We start from the raw sequence: 4,113 nt of genomic DNA, 5'->3' as shown, positions 1-4,113 counted from the left end.
GGGCTCTCGCAAGGCCTAGCGCTTGCCGGCTGGTTCCTGTTCAGAATGGCCCAGGCGGCGGAGCAGCTGCACGACGGCGCCGATCAAGACGAGTGCCCACAAGAGGTGACCAGAGGCCCGTGTCCCGGAGGTCTGACAGCCGCAGCCCGAGCTCGGGGCGTTGGGCAAAGGGGGCGGAGACGCGGTGCCCGACGCAGCGGGCCCTTGGGCGCCGGCACCAGCAGCGGGCGGGCCTGCGTCGGGGGGCGGGCCAGCGTCCACTACGCCCTGACACATGCTGAGCGTCCCGTTCGGATCGTTTACGCCGGTGGTCGGGTCCAGGCGCTGTCCCGCACACGGCTTGCCCACGATGGGACACAGGCGCAGCCAGGGCTCGGCGCACTGGCTCGCGACGGCGCTCGTGGGAGGGCAGGCTTGCAGCCCGGCCACTGCATCGAGCTCCATGAGGGGCACGAAGCTGTTGCCCGCGTCGCCTGAAACAGCAAGCGCAAACCCATGGTCCTTGTGACCGGTGCAGGCGTAAAGACCGTGGTTGGTCCAGGTAAGGCAGTGGACCGAACCATTGAGCCCTGGCACCCTCGAGAACAGGAAGTCCTGCGTGGACGCGATCCAGACCCCGAGCAGCGAGCAATCGATCACCGTCTTTTGGCGCGGAAGCAGCGGTCGCCCGAAGCCGATAGCGATCTGCGAACCGTCGGGGGACAGCGCGAAACCCGCCATCATAGCCCGACCCCGAAGCCGCTCTTGCCAGCTCTTGCCGCCGTCCAGCGACTGCAACAGCACATCGTCGTCGCTGCCCTGAACCCGCACGTAGAGCACGTCGGGATTACTCGGTGACACCGCCGACAGGTAAGGCACGTGCGAGCTGTCGGTGCCTGCGATGGGCAACGTCGACCAGGTGACGCCGCCGTCGTCCGAACGGCGCAGCACTCCGTCGAGCTCGAAGCCGACTCCCCTCGCCTGCGTCGCGCTGATGTAGATGCGCCTGGGATCGCTCGGGGCCGCCTCGAAGGCGAATCCCACGAGCTCGCGGTCGGCTCCCCAGGGACTGCCCCGAGCCCGCCAGGTCAGTCCGTTGTCGGTGCTGGCCCAAATCTGGTGCACATAGGCCTGCTGCGCGTGGATGAGCTGCGCCACGAGGGCAAAGGCGTTGGTGCGGTTGCCGGGCTCGACCGTGACATCCACGATCTCGAGCGGTTCCATGCCGCCGCCGATGGCACGCTGCCAGCTGCAGCCGCCGTCCTGCGACAGGGCAAGCCCCTTGAAGGTTGACGCGATGAGGTTGCCGTTGTCCATCAGACCCAGGACGGGGTCCTCGTTCGGCTGATAATCCACGGCTTCCTCGCAGATCAGCGACCAGTTCGCGCCTGCGTCGTAGGTCGTGAGCACCCCGTAGGTGGCGCGCAAGACCAGATGGCGTGGATCCTTGGGGTCTTCGAGGAGCTGCTGAGCGGTGGGAAAGCGCCCGTTGGCCGACAACCCGCCGCCCCAAGCGAGGATCGCAGCAGCGATCAGCAAGGCCCCCCACCGGGCAGCGCGCAAGCCCAGACAGCCCGCGGGTCGAACGCAGCAAGTCCTAGATGGCATCCTTGCCCAGTATAGCGATGTTGCGGAGAGCGACTTCGGCCCATGGAAAGAAAACCTGAGCCGAACCCCCCTTGCAGGCGCATTCATAGGCTGCCGGTATGGCAACTGCGGCTGCCTACACGTGCAGTCCTTTGCGGGCGGCACAGGGGCAGTCGGTGTCGCGGTGAGCCCCCGGTCCGTACCACGCTGGGACTAGGGGGCCCAACGTACCTGGGGTAACAACGAATCTCAGGGACCATGAACCTCAAGGTGACGAAATGAAACGCGAGTCCATGCTGCCGGCCCGTCGCGCAGCCCTGCTGCTAGGCGCTGCCGCCCTTGCCACGGCCTGTTCAGCCGAAACCGCCCCGGTCCCTGGATCCGCCGGTCCCCCGCCGACACAGCCCGGCTCGGGAGCAGCGGCCTCGGGGGCGGCCGGCACGTCGGGCGGGGCCGTCCTGCCAGGTAGCCCTGGCGGAACGGGGATGCCAGGCGGCGGAGGTGTTGGACCGGCAGGTGCTGCCGGCCCGGGTGGATCGCCAGGGCTCCCCGTTGGCGGTCAGGGGATTGCCGGGTCCGGTGGGTCGCCGGGTCTCGCTGGGATGGGCGTTGCGGGAACAACCCTGCCGGGCAGCGCCGGCTTCGGCGGGGCACCCGGCTTCGGCGGGATGGGCGGGCTGACGGGGATGGGCGGGCTGACGGCGCCCGGCTTGGGCGGCCTCGGACCCATCCCCACGACAGCGCCGCCGCAGGTGGCGGCCTGCCAGGCGCAAGCCACCGCCTGCTCAAACGGCAGGGCCGGCAGGTACGACTGCAAGGCCGTGGACCTGATGGCTCACATGAGCTCGCAGGAGCTTGGCGCCCAGGCAAACGACAGCTGGGGCTGGCAAGACCCCACGACCGGCAAGGAGTACGCGCTGGTCGGCCTTCGCAACGGGACGGCCTTCGTGGATATCAGCAACCCCTGCATGCCTGTAAAGGTGGGTAACCTCAAGACGCATTCGGCACGGGGTCTGGATATCTGGCGGGACCTGAAGGTCTACAAAGACCATGCCTTCATCGTATCCGAAAACAACGGACACGGCATGCAGGTCTTCGACCTGACGCAGCTGCGCACAGACTCGCCGGGAGCTACATTCAACGAAACCGCGCATCTCAGCAGCTTTGGCAGCAGCCACAACATAGGGTTAAATCCCGAGTCGGGGTTTGCCTACCCGGTGGCCACCGACAACTGCCGCAGCGTACGGATCGTGGACGTCCGGGACCCCAAGAATCCCAAGGACATGGGCTGCTTCCCCGGCAATTTCGGGGTCCATGATGTCCAGTGTGTCAACTACCGAGGACCCGATCCGGCCCACGCAGGCAAGGAGATCTGCCTGAGCTCTGCCGAAAGCCACGTCGCCATCCACGACGTGACCGACAAGATGAACGTGACACGAATCGGCCGCGGGATGTACCCGGGCCGCGCCTACACCCACCAGGGCTGGCTGACCGAAGATCATCGCTACTTCCTGGTAGGCGATGAGCTCGATGAAGGGCAGAGTGGGGGCAACACGAAGACCTTCGTCTTTGACATGAGTCAGCTTGCCATGCCGAGGTATGTGGGCGTCTACACCAGCTCCGAGCCGGTCACCGACCACAACCTCTACATCCGCGAGAACTTCGCGTTCCAAGCCAACTACAAGGGCGGCCTGCGCATCCTGGACATCACGGGGGTAGCCCAGGCCAACCTCAACGAGATCGCGTTCTTCGATTCCCACCCGGGAGCCAACGACAACAGCATGGACGGGGCCTGGAACGTGTATCCGTTCTACCGGAGCGGGCTGGTGCTCATCACCGGACCGGACCTGTGGGTCGTCTATCCGAACATCAAGGGCGCGCCGGGAGCGTTCGAGCGCTGATAAGGCTCCGCCCAACCCGCCGGTCGCCCGGCGCCGGCGTGAACACCCTACTGCTCGTAAACCGCTACCAGGCGCCGGCCGGCAGCGTCGATGTGGCCCCGATACATGCCGGGTGTATTGAACGGCATCGCGACCCTGCCGGCTCGATCGATCGCGACCAGCCCGCCGCGGCCGCCGAGTCGTGTCACCTTTTGCATCACGACTTCGCGGGCCGCCTGCTCGAGACCCAGGCCCCGGTACTCCATCAACGCCGAAACGTCGTAGGCGGCCAGCAGCCGCATGAAGAACTCGCCCTCGCCGGTGCAGGACACGGCGCAGCTGCGGTTGTTCGCGTAGTTGCCGGCCCCGAGCAGCGGAGAGTCACCCACGCGCCCGAAGCGCTTGTTCGTCGTGCCGCCCGTGGAGGTCCCGGCCGCCAGGTTGCCCGCCCGATCCAAAGCTGCGGCGCCCACGGTCCCTAGCTTGTCCGGCTCGGCGGGCGGCCCGAGTGTGTGCTCCAAGGCCGTGTCTTCCGAAAGCGCGGTCTCGTCTAGACCCTGCTGCTTGAGGCGCTGCATGGCACGGTAGCGCGCTTCCGTGTAGAAGTACTCGGGCGGCACCATGTCGAGCCCTCGGAGCTCGGCGAATGCATCGGCGCCCTCGCCGG

Annotated in this window: 3 protein-coding genes; 1 reads left to right on the top strand and 2 read right to left on the bottom strand. The window is 67.0% G+C overall.

Annotation, left to right across the window (positions count from 1 at the left end; all coding sequences use genetic code 11):
• Positions 1-15 precede the first annotated feature (15 nt).
• Complete coding sequence (locus tag MJD61_00785) at positions 16-1,587, bottom strand: MYXO-CTERM sorting domain-containing protein (GenBank protein ID MCG8553815.1); 1,572 nt, start codon at positions 1,585-1,587, stop codon at positions 16-18.
• A gap of 257 nt (positions 1,588-1,844) precedes the next feature.
• Between MJD61_00785 and MJD61_00780 the strand changes: the two genes are divergently transcribed.
• The gene (locus tag MJD61_00780; protein ID MCG8553814.1) at positions 1,845-3,467 is read left to right on the top strand and encodes a choice-of-anchor B family protein; all 1,623 of its coding nucleotides are present in this window, start codon (positions 1,845-1,847) and stop codon (positions 3,465-3,467) included.
• Positions 3,468-3,514: 47 nt separating this feature from the next.
• Here MJD61_00780 and MJD61_00775 read toward each other — a convergent pair.
• On the bottom strand, positions 3,515-4,113 hold a 599-nt coding region (locus MJD61_00775), incomplete at its 5' end, for an isoaspartyl peptidase/L-asparaginase (protein ID MCG8553813.1).

Source organism: Pseudomonadota bacterium (assembly GCA_022361155.1).
Lineage (GTDB): Bacteria > Myxococcota_A > Polyangia > Polyangiales > JAKSBK01 > JAKSBK01.
This window is presented reverse-complemented; position numbering and strand designations above follow the sequence as displayed.

Coding starts and splice junctions, on each gene's coding strand:
- MJD61_00785 (MCG8553815.1), bottom strand. CDS start 1,587: ATGCCATCTAGGACTTGCTGCGTTCGACCCGCGGGCTGTCTGGGCTTG.
- MJD61_00780 (MCG8553814.1), top strand. CDS start 1,845: ATGAAACGCGAGTCCATGCTGCCGGCCCGTCGCGCAGCCCTGCTGCTA.